Annotated in this window: 12 protein-coding genes; 3 read left to right on the top strand and 9 right to left on the bottom strand. The window is 59.1% G+C overall.

The window, feature by feature from the left end; all coding sequences use genetic code 11:
- Positions 1-116 precede the first annotated feature (116 nt).
- From rsmD to H9646_RS11125, 3 genes are read right to left on the bottom strand one after another with little or no spacing between them, the layout of a single operon-like run.
- Complete coding sequence (gene rsmD, locus H9646_RS11135) at positions 117-839, bottom strand: 16S rRNA (guanine(966)-N(2))-methyltransferase RsmD (RefSeq protein WP_191723436.1); 723 nt, start codon at positions 837-839, stop codon at positions 117-119.
- A complete protein-coding gene (locus H9646_RS11130; RefSeq protein WP_191723435.1) occupies positions 839-2,188 on the bottom strand; it encodes a M16 family metallopeptidase in 1,350 nt (449 codons plus the stop codon). The genes rsmD and H9646_RS11130 overlap by 1 nt, the downstream gene beginning before the upstream one ends.
- An 11-nt stretch (positions 2,189-2,199) precedes the next feature.
- Positions 2,200-3,660: a M16 family metallopeptidase gene (locus H9646_RS11125; RefSeq protein ID WP_191723434.1), complete on the bottom strand. Its 1,461-nt coding sequence runs from the start codon at positions 3,658-3,660 to the stop codon at positions 2,200-2,202.
- Positions 3,661-3,687: 27 nt separating this feature from the next.
- Here H9646_RS11125 and ftsY point away from each other — a divergent pair, with 27 nt between their 5' ends.
- On the top strand, positions 3,688-4,848 hold the full coding sequence (ftsY, locus tag H9646_RS11120) for a signal recognition particle-docking protein FtsY (protein WP_191723433.1): 1,161 nt from the start codon (positions 3,688-3,690) through the stop codon (positions 4,846-4,848).
- 120 nt (positions 4,849-4,968) lie between these two features.
- Here ftsY and cutA read toward each other — a convergent pair whose 3' ends face one another.
- The 3 genes from cutA to H9646_RS11105 form a co-directional block, all read right to left on the bottom strand.
- Complete coding sequence (cutA, locus tag H9646_RS11115) at positions 4,969-5,313, bottom strand: divalent-cation tolerance protein CutA (protein WP_191723432.1); 345 nt, start codon at positions 5,311-5,313, stop codon at positions 4,969-4,971.
- Positions 5,310-6,239, bottom strand: a complete 930-nt coding sequence (locus tag H9646_RS11110; protein ID WP_191723431.1) for a DMT family transporter — start codon at positions 6,237-6,239, stop codon at positions 5,310-5,312. Before H9646_RS11110 ends, cutA begins: the two co-directional genes overlap by 4 nt.
- 166 nt (positions 6,240-6,405) lie before the next feature.
- Complete coding sequence (locus H9646_RS11105; protein ID WP_191723430.1) at positions 6,406-7,308, bottom strand: LysR family transcriptional regulator; 903 nt, start codon at positions 7,306-7,308, stop codon at positions 6,406-6,408.
- A gap of 75 nt (positions 7,309-7,383) precedes the next feature.
- Here H9646_RS11105 and H9646_RS11100 point away from each other — a divergent pair, with 75 nt between their 5' ends.
- Together H9646_RS11100 and dkgB are read left to right on the top strand one after the other, a co-directional pair.
- Positions 7,384-8,547 (top strand): MFS transporter, encoded by a 1,164-nt coding sequence (locus H9646_RS11100; protein ID WP_191723429.1) that lies wholly within the window; start codon positions 7,384-7,386, stop codon positions 8,545-8,547.
- A 223-nt stretch (positions 8,548-8,770) separates the two neighbouring features.
- The gene (gene dkgB / locus H9646_RS11095) at positions 8,771-9,574 is read left to right on the top strand and encodes a 2,5-didehydrogluconate reductase DkgB (protein WP_191723428.1); all 804 of its coding nucleotides are present in this window, start codon (positions 8,771-8,773) and stop codon (positions 9,572-9,574) included.
- Between the two features lie 199 nt (positions 9,575-9,773).
- Here dkgB and H9646_RS11090 read toward each other — a convergent pair whose 3' ends face one another.
- The 3 genes from H9646_RS11090 to H9646_RS11080 all read right to left on the bottom strand — a co-directional run bounded on the left by H9646_RS11090 (position 9,774) and on the right by H9646_RS11080 (position 15,175).
- The gene (locus H9646_RS11090) at positions 9,774-11,225 is read right to left on the bottom strand and encodes an ATP-binding protein (protein WP_191723427.1); all 1,452 of its coding nucleotides are present in this window, start codon (positions 11,223-11,225) and stop codon (positions 9,774-9,776) included.
- Positions 11,222-11,899, bottom strand: coding sequence for a response regulator (locus tag H9646_RS11085; protein ID WP_191723426.1), 678 nt, complete (start codon positions 11,897-11,899; stop codon positions 11,222-11,224). Before H9646_RS11085 ends, H9646_RS11090 begins: the two co-directional genes overlap by 4 nt.
- Positions 11,900-11,989: 90 nt before the next feature.
- Complete coding sequence (locus H9646_RS11080; RefSeq protein ID WP_191723425.1) at positions 11,990-15,175, bottom strand: tetrathionate reductase subunit A; 3,186 nt, start codon at positions 15,173-15,175, stop codon at positions 11,990-11,992.
- Positions 15,176-15,249: the final 74 nt, after the last annotated feature.

Genomic DNA, 15,249 nt, shown 5'->3' with positions numbered 1-15,249 from the left:
GCGATCTCCATGTTCTTCAACGATTGCGCTGCATTATGCCTGCGCGGATTTTGGCCATAAAAATAGCTTCTAGCGCTTGTGTACCAAGCGTTAGAAGCTATTTAGCCAATCAACGTTTAAATTGGCAACTTCTTAAGCAAATGGGCATGCACTGCACCCGCTTTGAGATAGCGGTATTGCTGCAGACCAAACTCTGCCAGTTCTTCATCTGTCCACGCCTTGGGCGCTTCCAGGTAGATAAAGCCGTCATCGGCGATGGCCAGCGCGGCCGCTTTCACTGCCGGCGCAAACAAGGCTTCTGCCGAAAACGGGGGGTCAATGAACACCAGGTGCCAATGCCCAGGCGTGCTCTGGCCCAGTGCTCCGATACCGTCGCCGCGCTGTACATGCACACCTTCTGCCTTGAGCTGCTGGCTCAGACGCTCCAACTGCTGTGACAGGCCGGCATCTTGCTCCACCATGCGCACCTGGGCTGCCCCGCGCGAGGCCGCTTCAAAACCCAATGCACCCGTGCCTGCAAACGCATCGATGCAACGCCAGCCCGCCATGTCCTGGCCCAGCCAGTTGAACAGGGTCTCGCGCACCCGATCAGGCGTTGGGCGCAAACCCGGGCGCTGAGCCACAGCCAGACGCGTGCGGCGCCATTGGCCACCAATAATGCGAATCTCTCCTGAACCACCACTGCCCGGTTTGGCTGGTTTGGTGGATTTGCTGCCCGGTTTTTTACCCGCAGCCACAGCCAGCACTTCGGCCTCTGCCTGTTTGAACGCCTCGCGTTTTTTCAGACGGGCTTGCACCGCCAAAGCCTGTTCAATATTGCGATAACTATTGCGACCCATTATTTCTTTTCCCCTAACACCACGGTCACCATGCGATCCGGATGGAGCACACGCTGGATGGCGCTGCGCACATCGGCAACGGTCAAGGCTTCGACCTTCGCGGTCCAGTGATCCAGATAGTCCAGTGGCAAATCATTCCACGCGATATTGGCCACATTGCCCAGCAGCTTGCGGTTGCTGTCGATGCGCAGCGCAAAGCTACCGATCAGATTGTCCTTGGCATCACGCAGTTCTTTCTCCGTAGGGCCATCAGCCACAAACTGGGCCAAAGTCTCTTGTGTCACTTGGCGTGCCTGCTCGGCCTGATCAGGGCGCGTTTGCAAGCTGATGGTGAACGCACCGGCATGCATCCCCGGAGAAAAGCCGCTGGAGACACCATAGGTCAGGCCACGCTTTTCACGCACCTCTTCCATCAGGCGCGAGACCAGACCGCCACCGCCCAGAATGTGGTCACCCACCAATAGCGCCATGAAGTCAGGATCATTGCGTTTGATACCTGGCTGGCCGATCAGAACCTGGGCCTGGGCAGACTGAAAAGGAATGCGGATGAGCTTGGCCTCTTTCAGCGGCGGTACTTCTGGCACCGGCGCCAGGGGCTGGCAGCCCTTGCCATCGTCCTTGGGCAAGCGCGAAAGCAATTGCGTCACCAGTGCATCGGCCTGCGCCTTGTCCACAGCGCCCACCACACTGACCTTGGCGCGGCACGCCTGAATGCCGCTGGCATGAAAAGCCTGCATATCCTTGATCTGGATATGGTTGAGCGTTGCAGCCGTGGTTTGCATGCCATAAGGGTGGCCGCCATACACCGCTTCGACATAGGCACGGCGGGCAACCGTACCGGGGCGCGTATTGGACTCGGCAATTGCCGCACTCCAGCGTGCGCGCTCGCGCAGCCATACCTGTGCAGGCCAGCTGGGCTGGGCCATCTGGCGCGAAGCCAAATCCACTGCACGGTTGAGCAGATCGGGCACCATCAGGCTGCGCAGCGTGTAGCTGAAGCTGTCCTGCCCGGCGCTGGCGCCAAAGCCGGCGCCCAGATCTGCCCAGGCCTCACCTAAGCCGTTTTCATCCAGCGCAGGCTGTTTGCCATCGGCCTTGATGCCTTTGGAAGTCATCAGGCTGACCGACGTAGCCAGACCTGACTTGCTTTGCGGGTCACGGCGTGCACCGGCGTCAAAGGACACCTGAATGTCCACCATGGGGATGCTGGGGCTGTCTACCAGCCATACCTTGGCACCCGAAGGCTGCTGCCAGTGCTGGATAGGCAATATGGCCCATGCAGAGCCCATGCCAAAGCCGGAAACAGTAAAAGCCAGCCAGGCGCTGGCAGCTATGGTTTTTGTTTTCATTGTCATCACTTTCAATGCTCAAGCGTATCGCTGGCTGCGCCCTGGGCGGGACGGGGGGCCTGGCCGGCTGCGCGCGGCTGGGGCACCAGGGTAGCCACGGTCATCTGGTCATCGCCAAAGTACCGCTGGGCCACACGCTGCACATCGGCTGCGGTGATCTTCATCAATTCCTTGACCAGCAATTCATCGGCATTGGTGGGCATGCCCATGACCCAGTAGTTGCCCAGACCTTGCGCCTGACCCATCACCGAATCGCGCTCGTAGACTTGCGAAGCCATCCACTGCGTCTTGACACGTTCCAGCTCCGTCGCTTGCACGCCATCCTTGGCCACGCGCCGCACCTGGGCACGCAGGGCCTGCTCCAGCTGCGCCGCAGTCTTGCCCTTGGCGGGTACCCCCGAGAGCACAAACACCGACGGACCCCGGCCCATGATGCTGGCCGAGCTGCTGGCGCTGTCTGCCACGCGCTCTTGACCCTGCACCAGAGCACGCTCCAGACGGGCGCCGTCATAGCCGTCCAGCACCGCAGACAGCACCAGCAAGGCCAGTGCATCTTTGTCCTGGGCATCCAGATTTTCTACGTTGCGAATGGACGGCGCGCGAAAGGCCATGGCCACAAAAGCCTGCTCAGCAGGTTGCTTGACTTCAATGCGGCGAATCCCCAGTTGCTGTGCCTCTTGCTGTGGCTTGCTCTGTACGGCAGCTCGCGCAGGAATTTGCCCATAGGTCGCTTCTGCCCAGGCTTTGACCTGCTCCACATCCACATCCCCGGCAATCACGATGGCCGCCTTGGCGGGCACATACCACTGGCGGTAGAAGTTGCGCACATCGTCTGCCGTCATGGAGTTGAGGTCACTCATCCAGCCCACCACGGGGCGACGGTAAGGGTTGGATTGAAAGACCGTGGCCGACAACTGCTCAAACAGCATGGAGCGCGGGTTGTCTTCGGTGCGCATGCGCCGCTCTTCCTTGACCACCTCGATTTCCTTGGCGAACTCTTCGTCGGGCCACTGGTTGTGCGCAAAGCGGTCGGACTCCAGTTCCATCACGTCGCGCAGACGGTTGGAGGGAATTTGCTGGTAATAGCCCGTGTAATCCCGGTTGGTAAAGGCATTTTCCAGCCCGCCCAAAGCAGCCACACGGCGAGAAAACTCACCTGGAGCCAGTTTTTCAGAGCCCTTGAACATCATGTGCTCCAGCACATGCGCCACGCCCGTGGTGCCATCGACTTCATCCATGGACCCTACGCGCAGCCACAGCATGTGCACGGCTGTGGGCGCACGGCGGTCAGGCTGCACGATGAGCTGCATGCCATTGCCCAGCGTGAACTGCTGCACCGCCGTGGCCGGGCTGGCCGCAGAGGTGCTGGCCCACTCGGCCAGAGATGACGACAACGTGCCAGCAGGCACCGAATTCTCGGCCGCGGCACTCAGGCTGGCCACCAGCACTAGGAGGGATAAAGTTCGTTTCATAGAATGCAGGATTCTAAGAACCCGCCAATGTTCAGTTTTTTCAAGAAAAAAGTCCCACAAGCCGACGTGGCTCCTGCGCTTGCGCAGTCTGAGACCGTCGCACCTACCACCTCTGTCCCCGCGCACGAGGAGATATCTGCACCCGCTGCCAAAACCGACGCTGTCGGTGGCTGGCTGCGCAATACCTTCGGAATGGGTGACAAGGAAGAAGTTCCTGCCAGTGTCGCACCAGAGTCTGAAGTCTTTGAGCAAGCCCCTGAACCGCAAGCCAAGCCCGAAGCGGCTGGCGAGCGCAAAGGCTGGATGGACCGGCTCAAAGCAGGCCTGCGCAAAACGGGCTCCAGTATCACCACCGTGTTTACCGGGACCAAGATTGATGATGCCTTATATGAGGAGCTGGAAGACGCCCTTTTGATGGCAGATACCGGTGTGAAAGCCACCATGCATCTGCTCGATGACCTCAAACATCGCGTCAAAGACAGCAAAGCCTCCGATCCTGCCGCCGTGAAAGCGCTGCTCGCCGATGCCTTGGCCGATCTGCTGCAACCCCTGGAAAGGCCTCTGACCATCGGCAAGCACACGCCCACCGTGATCATGGTGGCCGGCGTCAACGGTGCAGGTAAGACAACATCCATTGGCAAGCTCACCAAACATCTGGCCGACAACGATCAGTCCGTACTGCTGGCTGCTGCCGACACGTTCCGCGCAGCTGCGCGCGAACAGCTGGGTGTCTGGGCCACGCGCAACACCGTGGAGATCATCAGCCAGGCCGGTGGCGACCCCGCTGCAGTCAGCTTTGACGCAGTCAGCGCTGGCAAGGCCCGCAAGAAAGATGTGGTGCTGGTAGATACCGCAGGCCGCCTGCCCACGCAGCTGCACCTGATGGAAGAGCTGAGAAAAATCAAGCGCGTGATCAGCAAGGCCGATAGCTCTGCGCCGCATGAGGTGCTGCTGGTGATTGACGGCAACACGGGGCAGAACGCACTCAACCAGGTCAAGGCGTTTGACGAGGCGCTGGGCCTGACCGGCCTGATCGTGACCAAGCTGGACGGCACCGCCAAGGGCGGCGTGCTGGCTGCGATTGCACAAGAGCGCCCCATTCCCGTGTACTTCATCGGAGTGGGCGAGAAAGTGCAAGACCTGGAAACCTTCAGCGCCAAAGAGTTTGCCCAGGCCCTGCTGGCTTAAGGCTGATGCCCGTCCAAACAAAAGCCCCGCATTGCGGGGCTCTTGTTTTTAGGAGCTACCAACGCACAGCCACAAACGTTTTCAGATAGTTTTAATACTGAAATCGTTGTTGTATAAGCGTTAGTAGCTCTTATTTATTACAACATTGGCATTCACCCACGCGGCATAAGCGGCATCGGCTTGCTCGGTACGCAGCAACAGTTGCGGCACCTCATAAGGGTGGGCAGCCTGCAGCCACTGCCACAGTGCCTGCACCGCATCGGGCACGGTTTTGAAAACCACGCGCCATTCGGCACTGTGCTCCAGACGGCCCTGCCACTGATAGTGCGAAGTGATTGCCTCCAGTTGCGCGCAGGCGGCCAGGTTGCTGTGGATGGCGTCTTGCGCCAGTTGCTGGGCCTGGGCCTGCGTACCCACAGTGGTGGTCACGATGGCAACCGGTGCGAGTAAGAGGGGCAATGTCATGGCTTAAAGATGTGGTTGACCGGCTGTTTGCGGGGCTTGACCGGCCATGTCGCCACCAGTACGCCCAGCAGCGCAACGCCCAGCGCCAGCAATTGCAGCTGGCTGATGTGTTCACCCAGCACCAGCATGCCGACCAGGGCAGTGCTGATGGGCAGCATGACCGTAAAAATACCGGCCTGTGCAGCCGGTACGGCACGCAATCCGGTCATCCACAGCCAGACCGTCCACACACAGGCTGCCAAGGCGTAAAACAGCAGCAGCGTCCACATGGACAGGCTGACACCACCAAAATCAAAGTGCCACGCCAGATACAGCCCGAACGGGGTTGACAGTAAAAAACCCCACAGATTGATGATGGCGCTGATGCGCTTGGGGGACAGCGTGGCGGTCAGCTGCTTGCCGATCACGGCGTACATGGCCTCACACAGCACGGCGGCCAGCAATAACAGTTGCCCCAGCCATGCATAAGGCTGGTCTGCTGCGGCATCTTGTGGCTTGGCCACGGCGTACAAGGCAATGCCCGCCACGGCCAGCGCCACAGCAGCCCAGGTGCGCCGGGCAATCTGCTCACGCAAAATCAGCCAGCTCAGCACTGCCACCGCCACGGGAATGGACGCCATGGTGACGCCTGCAGTAACAGCACTGGTCAAGCTCACGCCCGTGACCATGCACACCGTGAATAAGAAGTTGCCAAAGAAAGATTCCAGAAACAGCAACCGCTTGGTGCGGCCGTTCAGTGGCGCTTCATCAGCTTGCTTGCGCAGCCAGCGTGCCATCGCAACAACCCCGATACCAAAACGCAGCCAGGCCAGCAGCAGCACCGGAAACAATGCCGCCAGCGGCTTGGACAGCGCCACATAGCTGCCAACCAGCGCCATGCTCAGCGCCAGACAAAGGTAGGCCACAGGCCGAGAGGGAGAATTCACAGGCAAACTCGAAAAAAAGCTACGCAATCATAGATGGCGCGTGGCCCCCTCTAGATCAGTTCAAAATCAGTACAGCACGCCAGAGAGCCTTCCAGCCGCGTGTAGAGCGAAACAGGGCATGCCACCGATACGGCCACGCAGATGACGCACGGGCAAAAAGAGCCCTTCACTCACAGAAGGGGCGCTCGCCCAGTGACTCCACCACGTGATTTACAAAGCAGGTAATGCGCGCTGCCAGCGCCGTATTGCGGTAGTACACCGCATTGATCGGCTGGCACACATCCAGCGTCTGTTGCGCCAGAAGGGGCACCAGCGTGCCAGCGCTGCGATCTTGGTGCGTCATGAAATCTGACAGGCACACAATGCCCAGCCCTGCCAGTGCCATGTGGCGCAGTATTTCGCCACTGGAGGAGGCAACGCTGGGCTGAATGTGCAGCACGTTGCCATCGGCATCACGCAAAGGCCAATCGTTCAAGGTCTCAGGCTGAGAAAACCCCAGCAGGATATGTTGTCCCAGGTGATCGAGTGCAGTGGGCGTGCCGTGCCGCTGTAGATAGCCGGGGCTGGCCAGCACGCGCAAACGGCTCATGCCGACAGGGCGTGCATGCAGCGTGGAATCTTTGAGTGCGCCAATGCGAAACGCCACATCTGTGCGCTTTTCCAGCAAGTCCACAAAACCTTCGTTGGATGTCAGTTCCAGCTCTACCTCGGGGTACCTGTCACGAAAACTCTCAAGCAGCGGCACAAGCACATGCAGCATGAAAGGCGTGGCGGCATCCACGCGCAGCCGCCCTGCAGGACGGATGCGTCTGGCGGCCATTTGCTCTTCGGCATCGTCCACCGCTGCAATGATGTCCCGCGCACGCTGCAAAAACAAAGCCCCCTCCTCCGTCAGCTCCAGCCGCCGTGTCGTGCGCCGCAGCAGGGTGGTTTGCAGCTTTTTTTCCAGCCTGCCCAGCGTGCGGCTGGTGGCCGAGATGGTCAGCCCCAGCAACTCTGAGGCGGCAGTGATCGAACCCGTATCGACCACGGCAGCAAAAGCTTGCAGTTCATCCAGGGTAGTTTTCATTGTTGAATTTAATTCAAAATAATTTATTGAATACAAGGCTTAATCTACAAATATTAACCGGGCACACTGAGCCCCATGAAATCTTCAGTTGCTCTTTTCGCTCTGGCCATTGGCGCATTTGCCATTGGCACCACCGAATTCACGCCCATGGGCTTGCTGCCCGTCATTGCCGATGGTGTGCAAGTCAGTATTCCCACGGCTGGCATGCTGGTGTCGGCCTACGCCATCGGTGTCATGGTGGGCGCGCCAGTCATGACGCTGCTGTTCAGCCGCTTCGGAAAACGCACCGCGCTGATATCGCTGATGCTCATCTTCACCATTGGCAACTTGCTGTCTGCCTTTGCCCCCAGCTATACCACCTTGCTGTTGTCACGTCTGTTTACCAGCCTGAACCACGGTGCCTTCTTTGGTATCGGTGCCGTGGTAGCGGCCAGCGTGGTGCCCAAAGACAAGCAGGCCAGAGCCATTGCCGCCATGTTCATGGGCCTGACGGTTGCCAATATTGGCGGCGTGCCTGCTGCAACCTGGATCGGCCAGCAAGTGGGCTGGCGGGTGGCTTTTGGTGGCACGGCCATATTGGGCCTGATCACCATGGCAGCGCTGTGGGCAGCCCTGCCCAAGGGCATGCCCGGTACACGCCCCGATGTGCGCCGTGAACTCAAAGTACTGGTACGCCCAGAAGTGCTGCTGGCCATGGGCACCACCGTGCTGGGTTCTGCCGCCATGTTTACGCTTTACACCTACATCGCCCCCATGCTCACTGAGCTGACCCAGGCCAGCCCGGATTTTGTGGCTTTCGCTCTGGTGCTGATTGGCGTTGGATTCACGCTGGGCAACAGCCTGGGTGGCCGTCTGGCTGACTGGTCACTCGATGGTGCCACCAAGCTGATTCTTGCCTCCCTTGCACTGACCATGCTCTTGCTGCCCATGCTGCTGACCACCCATACCGGGGCCGCTATCGGACTGGTCTTCTGGGGGGCCGCCGCTTTTGGCATCGTCCCACCCGTGCAGATGCGGGTGATGCAAGCAGCATCTCAGGCACCTGGCCTGGCCTCTTCGGTCAACGTCGGTGCATTCAATCTGGGCAATGCAGTCGGTGCGGCACTGGGTGGCATGGTGATTGGTCAGGGCCTGGGTTATGCGGCCGTGCCTTGGGTAGGGGCCGCACTTGCCGCAGGCGGACTGGCACTGGTATGGCTGGGCAGCATGCATCGCCGCGAAGCAAAGCAATGCGCATAAGCCGATGGACATGCCCTCAACAACTTTTCTTGCAGGTGCCAGACCTTCGCAGGCATTGGCTGCAGTTTCAAAAATACGGAGGAAGTCCCAGACTTCATCAACAACTATGGAGCCGGCCCACCGGCATTCATAGCGAAACACGGGATTGATCGCAGCCGCACTGCGTCTGGTTTCAAGCCATTTTTTTTTCACTCAACTGACTTTTCTCATTTAGGAGTTTTCCATGGGCATCCCTTCCTTTGGTGTTGGTACTTTCCGTCTGACCGGCCAGAGCGCAATTGACTCGGTGCGCAATGCACTGGACGTAGGCTACCGCGCGGTCGACACCGCACAAATCTATGGCAACGAAGCCGAAGTTGGGCAAGCCATTGCCGAAAGCGGCGTTCCCCGTAGCGAACTGTTCATCACCACCAAAATCTGGACAGCCAACTACGCCAAAACCAAGCTGGTATCCAGCCTGCGTGAAAGCCTGGAGAAACTGCGTACTGACTCTGTCGATCTGACGCTGATTCACTGGCCCGCGCCCGGCAATGGCGTGCCACTGCCCCAATACATGGAAGCACTGGCCGAAGCCAAGGCGCTGGGTCTGACACGCCAGATCGGTATTTCCAACTTCAATATTGCGCTGACGCAGCAGGCCATCGCCGTGGTGGGCAAAGACGAAATTGCCACCAATCAAATAGAGCTGAGCCCCTACCTGCAGAGCCACAAGCTGACGGCTTATCTCAAAGAGCAAGGCATTGCTGTGACGTCGTACATGACCCTGGCGTATGGCAAGGTGCTCAAAGACCCGGTGCTGGCAACGATTGCCGAAAAACACCACGCTACCGTGGCACAGGTGGCACTGGCATGGGCACTTCAACTGGGCTATGCGGTGATTCCATCGTCGACCAAGCGTGAAAATCTGAGCAGCAACCTGCTGGCCCGTGACCTCAAGCTCGATGCACAGGACATGGCGCTGATTGCCACGCTCGATCGCAATGGCCGCGAGGTCAACCCAGAAGGTCTGGCGCCCGACTGGGATTGATGAACGCTTTGCCTTGCTGCCTCAGGCCAGACAGAGGGGGGCTGCTCCCGACTCTGGCCTGTAGCAGCCATTCCGTCACTGCCAGCTGAGCAGCTGTGTGCAGGCCGGACCCTTGAGGGAATTGCTTTTGCAGGAATTGCTTTTTCGGGGATAGCTTTTGTGCGCATTTATTTTGTGCACATTCATTTTCTGTGGCGCTCTAGGCTGCGCACTCTGCGGATTGGCAAAGCACCACGGGCAGGTGCAAGTGCACCTTCAAACCACCGCCCGGCGCTGGCTGCACAGTCAGGTGCCCCTGCACACTGTCCACGATGCGCTGAACAATCGTCAGGCCCAGACCACTGCCCTGACTGGACGGGTTTTTCCGCCAAAAACGTCGCAACGCCTGTTCACACTCGGCTTGCGACATGCCCGGCCCATGGTCACGAATGCTGATGCAAACCTGGCCAGCCTGCTCCTGCAGCTCCAGATGCGCTGTCACGGGCTCTTGGCCCTGGTGGTGGCGCAATGCGTTATCGACAAGATTGCTGACCGCGCACACCAGCAATGGCGCGGGCAATGCCACCTGCCATGACTGCCAGTCCTGTGGCGCGCCAGGAGACACCTGCGCCTGAAGCTGGGCGGTATGGCCTTGCTCTGCCGCGTGCTGCTGGGATTGCTCACAAGCGCGCTCAAAAGCACCAACAATGGCGATGCCGCTGAGCTTGCGCGTATCCAGGGCGCTGCCACTTTCCACCCGCGCCAGCATCAGCAGTTGCTCCAGGGTGTCATGCATGTGTGTGATGCCTGACATGGTGTATTCCAGCGACTGCTGTATCTGCTCGGCTGCCAGACAGCTTTGTCCTGGCATGAGTTTCAATTCACGCTGCACCAGCAATTGCGTGACTTGCACATGCGTCTTGATGGCGGTCAGGGGGGTGCGCAGCTCATGGGCGGCATCGGCAGTCCAGCGCCTTTCATGCTCAATGGTTGCGTTCATGCGCAGCAGTAATGCATTCAAGCTGTTGACCATGGGCGCCAGCTCTTCAATGTCTCTGCCGTCTTCAATCGGCGTGCCATCTTGCGGAGGTCGTTTGGCCAGGGTGTGCTGCAGACGCCTTAACGGCTCCAGCCCCTTCGTGCATGCCCACCACGTGATGGCCAGCAGCCCCAGCAATGCCATGGCAAACGGCAGCACCATGGCGTAGGCAAACGACTGAACCAGCCCCTCTCGCACATCAATACGATCTGCCGTTGCAATACGGATACCGTTTTCTTCCAGAACGTAAGTGCGCCAAAGCTTTCCACCCTTGTCGATGCGCCCAAAACCTGTGCCCTGCAGGCTATCAAAACCAGGGCTGTTTTCTGTGCGCGCAAGCGGCAGCAATTCCACCTCTGCGCGCACCAGACTGACCTCACATGCCACACCATCTCGGGCAATCACCGAGGTCAGATCCACATGTTTGCCTGGCACGCTCGCTGACTGTATTTGTTCGTGTGAAAACTGCTGAACAATCCCGGCCACCATGCGTGTCGAAGCGATCAGCCGGTCATCCAGAACACTGATCAATTCACGCCGGATGCTGGTGAACATCCAGGCGGCCATGCTGCTCCACAGCACAAAGATGGCAATGCCCAGCGTGGCAAGCAGCCTCCAGCGCAAACTTTTCATGCCATGTCCTTGCAGTAGCTTGCCCCCAGACGAAAGCCAAGTCCACGTACGGTATCAATGAGCTCGGCCCCTAGCTTCTTGCGCAGGTTATGGACATGCACATTCACGGTGTTGCTGCCCACATCCTGCTCAAAGCCGTACAGCCTGTCGTGCAACTGCACAGGGGTGAGCACACGCCCATTGGCTTGCAGCAGCGCCCCCAGCAAGGCCCATTCACGGCGTGAAAGCTCTACCGGTTGCTCGTGCACAAAAGCCTCATGCGTGGCAAGGTTCAAGCGCAGGGCTGGCCACTGCTGCCAATCACTGGCGCGGCCTGCCGCACGGCGGTGCAAAGCTTGCAGCCGCACCACCAGTTCTGGCAAATCAAAAGGTTTGGCCAGATAGTCATCACCCCCCGTCTGAAAGCCAAGCACCTTGTCTTCGACAGTGCCGCGCGCCGTCAAGATGAGCACAGGCACATCCAGGGTGCGGGCGCGCCACTGCTGCAACAGCTGCAGTCCATCGCCATCAGGCAAGCCCAGATCGAGTACACACGCATCAAACTGGCAGGCAGCCATCAGCAGTTGCGCCTGGGCAATGTGCATGGCGATATCGCAGGTCATCCCGTGCAGCTCCAGACCTGCTTTGATTCCACGGGCAACCAGCGTGTTGTCTTCGACAATTAATACGTGCATGGCAAGGACTGTATCCAAAGCACAGCAGGCCAGTGCAACCCTTGGGCTTCACTGGCCTGCCCTTTCAACGGCGGTGTACGCCAACAGCGCTTAGCTGATACGGCGGATCTTCACTGGCAAGCCTTGTCGCACCACAGCGCCAGAAACCCAGTCAATCCAGACATTGTCTTTGGCTGGCCGCGTGGGGTCGGTAAAGCCCAGCCTGTTGAGATTCACTCCGTTGCCGTACTGTGGATTGGTGTGTGTGGGCTTGCCATCCACAACATGGGCAACAGCCCCCAATTGCGTATGCCCGTAGCCGTACTCAATGGCAATCGCACCTTTGGCAATGCCGCTGCGCACCAGGGCCATCCCCTCCAGCTTGGCACCAGGCGTGCGCACTTCAATACGGTCGCCATTGGCGATCCCAAAGCGCGCTGCATCTTCCGTGTTCAAGCTGATCGGATTGTGTGGGTGCACCTGGCGCAGGCGTGCAGCGGCAATCGACATCGAGCTCATCAGATTGGATTTATAGCTGCTCATCGAAAGCGGCCATTCCTTTTCGGAGAAATGCTCACGCATGCTGCTTCCATCTGCAAAGCGTGTGGGGTACCAGGTCGGGCAGCCCGTGTATTTTTCACCCGTCATGGAATGGCGCATCTTGGCAAGGCCTTCATGCCAGATCTGTACTGGAAATTTGTGCGCCGCCTTGATGTGGTCAGCCTTCCAGGCATCTTCCACCTTGTCAAAGCGCCCTCCCCGGGTCATGACCATGGCAACGCGGCGCACTTCCTCGGGTTTGAGGCGCTGCTGCAGTGCAGGCATCCATTTATCTAGCCCTGTCAGCGCAATATCGTCATCGCTGGCTTCCGCCACAGGCTTGCCCGCCTGGTAGGCAATATTGCACATGCCACGCAGGTAGAAGTCTTCAGCACTCTCCAGGTCCAGCGGTTCGCCGTCTTTGGTAGACATCGCATTTTTGCCAAAACCGGGTAGTGCCAGCTGCTTGGCCAGCGCAAACACGAAGCTCTCAAAACTGACGGGCTTGCCATCGACCGTCTTGGCCGTTGCTGCTTCTACAGTAGGCCAGCGCACCGTACTGCTCTTGGCCACCACGTCGGCCCACGGAGCGCCAATGCCCCAGCTTTCATAGGTGACCGTATCAGGCACGATGTAGTCCGCCAGTGCCGAGGTTTCATTGATGAAGGGATCTACCGAAATGAACAATGGCAGTTTTTTCGGGTCCTTGATCGCATCTACCAGGGTGTTTTCAAAACCACAGATGGCATACACAGGGTTGCTCATGTGATTGAGCCACGCCTTCACGGGGTAGGGGTAGCCCAGCAGGCCCGCTGCCAGCATTTCACTGCTCATCCCTCCTGGCGCTGGGTACCAAGGTGCTTTGGCGGGATAGGGGTTCTCACCCGCTTCTTTTTTGCGCTTGAACTCACTGGTCTTTTCATACGGGAAACGCGTGCGTGACAGAGAGACCCCGCCGGCTTTGACCGCTCCTGGAAATTGCGCAAAGTTATAACGCGGACCTGGGCCAAACGGACCAAAGGGCCCTGCATCCAGCACCCAGCCACCTTTGACATTCAAGTTGCCAATCAGGTTGTTGAGCATGGCAATGGCATAGGCTGTGTAAAAACCTGCGCCACTCATGGTGCCGCCGTGAGAGTTGGCCACCGCCTGCTTGCCATGGCTGGTGAACTCTTGCGCCAGCGCTTCGATGTCTGCAACAGGCACGCCGCACTGATCGGCATACTCTTGCAGCGTCATTTGCTGCGACTCCTCGCGCAGCTTGACCATGGCGGTGCATACGGGCACCGCTGCGGCTGCGCCCTCTGCTGCGTCTGGCGCTGGCGCAAGGCTGACCACGCGCTCAGGCACCCACAGCTGTGCAGGCTGCGCACTGGTGTGTGGCGCAAGTTGACCATCCAGCAATTCAACCACGTACACATCTTCAGCAGGCGTCTTCTCGTCAACGGCCTCAGGCATGGGCCAGCCCATATCCGCCCCACGCAGAAACTGACCATAGCGAGGGTGCTTGCGATCATTGATCAGCAAGTGCGTGGCATTGCTCCATGAGGCTTCGCCCGCAGCAGCCATGGCCACAGGGCCGGGCTGGCTCAGAAAATCGGCGTCATAACGCTCGTTTTCAATGATCCAGCGAATCATGGCCATGACCAGCGCCAGATCGGTGGCAGGCTTGATGGGAAGCCAGCGGTTGTTATCACCCGAGGCGTAGCTCGATGAGGTTGGCAACACGGGGGAGACCACCACATAGGTATAGGTTTGCTCTTGGCGCGAGCGCGCATCTGCAAGCTCACGCCCCTGCCGCTGGAAAGGGTTGCCTGCCTGCGCCGGTGCGGTACCAATGAAAAGGCCAAACCGCGAATTGCGCCAGTCGGGCTTGCCGTGGGGCATGCCAGCAATATTGCCCAAGGCTGCTGCCGTGCCTACACGGTAGCTTTGACCACAGTAAGCGCCATGATTGGAGACATTGACCGTACCAAATGACTGGCGCGCAAAACGGTTGATCAGCGGTGTGCGACCTTCATTCGACGCATCTGTTACCAGCAACTGATTGGCCTTGGTGCCGTACTCCGGGTTGTTCGGATCGATCAGTGTTTCCAGATCACGAATGGCACGCAGACCGTCGACATGGCCTTCGCCAAACAGGTTGCCCCCATCGCTGATTTCCTGCACCAACTGCTCAAGCGAAATGCTTTTCCACTGGCCAGAGCCGCGTGGCCCTACGCGTTTGAGCGGCGTGAGCACGCGATGTGCAGCAGTTTGGTGGGCCAGCATGGCAGAGCCACGCGCGCAGCTGGTGGCGCGCCCTTCCAGACCATGGTCGCCCCCCAGCATGGCGTACACCTCGCGCACCGGTGTTTCCATGGGAGCGGGATTGGTGGTTGCAAGCGGGTGGTAAGGGTTGCCAGCAATTCGGAGAATCTGGTTGTTTTCGGTGTCGATACGCACTCGAACGCCGCACTGCGTCCAGCACCCCAGACATGACGATGGGCTGACCACCTGCCCCGGCTGGGTGGTGAGCTGGCCAGTCAAAGGATCGATACGAAACTCTGGGGTGAGCGAGTTGCCGCGTGTAGCACTGGCTGTGGGCACACCCGAGGTGCCACCCACCAAGCCTTTGGCGGTTTTAACCACCGTTTCACCGTAGCCTGCCGCAAAAGCAGCCAGACCGCCTGCCACGGCACCGCCGCGTAGCAGCATGCGCCGGCGCGCTACATCGGGTTCGTTGAATTGTTCGGAAGAATGTTTTTTATCAGTCATGGTCTGCCCTTTCAGGGCAGGCACCTGCAAAAGTTCAATAACTGCAAGTGCCCGTCAATGTTGCGTTAAAGGCT

Source organism: Comamonas avium, assembly GCF_014836675.1.
Taxonomy (GTDB): domain Bacteria; phylum Pseudomonadota; class Gammaproteobacteria; order Burkholderiales; family Burkholderiaceae_C; genus Comamonas; species Comamonas avium.
This window is presented reverse-complemented; position numbering and strand designations above follow the sequence as displayed.

Coding starts and splice junctions, on each gene's coding strand:
- rsmD (WP_191723436.1), bottom strand. CDS start 839: ATGGGTCGCAATAGTTATCGCAATATTGAACAGGCTTTGGCGGTGCAA.
- H9646_RS11130 (WP_191723435.1), bottom strand. CDS start 2,188: ATGAAAACAAAAACCATAGCTGCCAGCGCCTGGCTGGCTTTTACTGTT.
- H9646_RS11125 (WP_191723434.1), bottom strand. CDS start 3,660: ATGAAACGAACTTTATCCCTCCTAGTGCTGGTGGCCAGCCTGAGTGCC.
- ftsY (WP_191723433.1), top strand. CDS start 3,688: ATGTTCAGTTTTTTCAAGAAAAAAGTCCCACAAGCCGACGTGGCTCCT.
- cutA (WP_191723432.1), bottom strand. CDS start 5,313: ATGACATTGCCCCTCTTACTCGCACCGGTTGCCATCGTGACCACCACT.
- H9646_RS11105 (WP_191723430.1), bottom strand. CDS start 7,308: ATGAAAACTACCCTGGATGAACTGCAAGCTTTTGCTGCCGTGGTCGAT.
- H9646_RS11100 (WP_191723429.1), top strand. CDS start 7,384: ATGAAATCTTCAGTTGCTCTTTTCGCTCTGGCCATTGGCGCATTTGCC.
- dkgB (WP_191723428.1), top strand. CDS start 8,771: ATGGGCATCCCTTCCTTTGGTGTTGGTACTTTCCGTCTGACCGGCCAG.
- H9646_RS11090 (WP_191723427.1), bottom strand. CDS start 11,225: ATGAAAAGTTTGCGCTGGAGGCTGCTTGCCACGCTGGGCATTGCCATC.
- H9646_RS11085 (WP_191723426.1), bottom strand. CDS start 11,899: ATGCACGTATTAATTGTCGAAGACAACACGCTGGTTGCCCGTGGAATC.
- H9646_RS11080 (WP_191723425.1), bottom strand. CDS start 15,175: ATGACTGATAAAAAACATTCTTCCGAACAATTCAACGAACCCGATGTA.